The following is a 659-nucleotide window of genomic DNA, read 5'->3' as shown; positions in this document are numbered from 1 at the left end:
ATCTGGAGCCGTCCGCCAGCCAAATCGGGCATAAGGAAAGCATCAAAGACACTGCCCGCGTGTTGGGCAGGATGTACGACGGCATCGAATATCGCGGCTTCGGGCAGGATGTGGTCGAAGAATTGGCGAAATACGCCGGCGTGCCCGTGTTCAACGGCTTGACCAACGAGTTCCACCCCACCCAAATGCTCGCCGATGCGCTGACCATGCGCGAACATAGCGGCAAACCTTTGAACCAAACCGCGTTTGCCTACGTCGGCGACGCGCGTTACAACATGGCGAATTCGCTGCTGGTGTTGGGTGCGAAGCTCGGCATGGACGTGCGTATCGGCGCACCGAAAACCTTGTGGCCGTCTGAAAACATCGTCGCCCGCGCCCGCGCCGTCGCTGAAGAAACCGGCGGAAAGATTTTGCTGACCGAAAACGCGGAAGAAGCCGTCAAAGGCGTCGATTTTATCCATACCGACGTGTGGGTCAGTATGGGCGAGTCGAAAGAGGCGTGGCAAGAACGCATTGATTTATTGAAAGATTACCGCGTTACCCCCGAACTGATGGCGGCATCGGGCAACCCGCAGGTCAAATTCATGCACTGCCTGCCCGCCTTCCACAACCGCGAAACCAAAGTCGGCGAATGGATTTACGAAACCTTCGGCTTAAAC

At 57.1% G+C, this 659-nt stretch carries 1 protein-coding gene; it reads left to right on the top strand.

Translation table 11 applies throughout. The features are described from left to right. Window positions 1-659: ornithine carbamoyltransferase (locus tag ACTHUR_RS14900; RefSeq protein WP_440399373.1), on the top strand; the 659-nt coding region annotated here is incomplete at both ends.

It is taken from the genome of Neisseria sp. P0021.S007 (genome assembly GCF_051956855.1).
The sequence above is the reverse complement of the archived record's forward strand: the minus strand, read 5'-3'. Positions and strand labels throughout refer to the sequence as shown.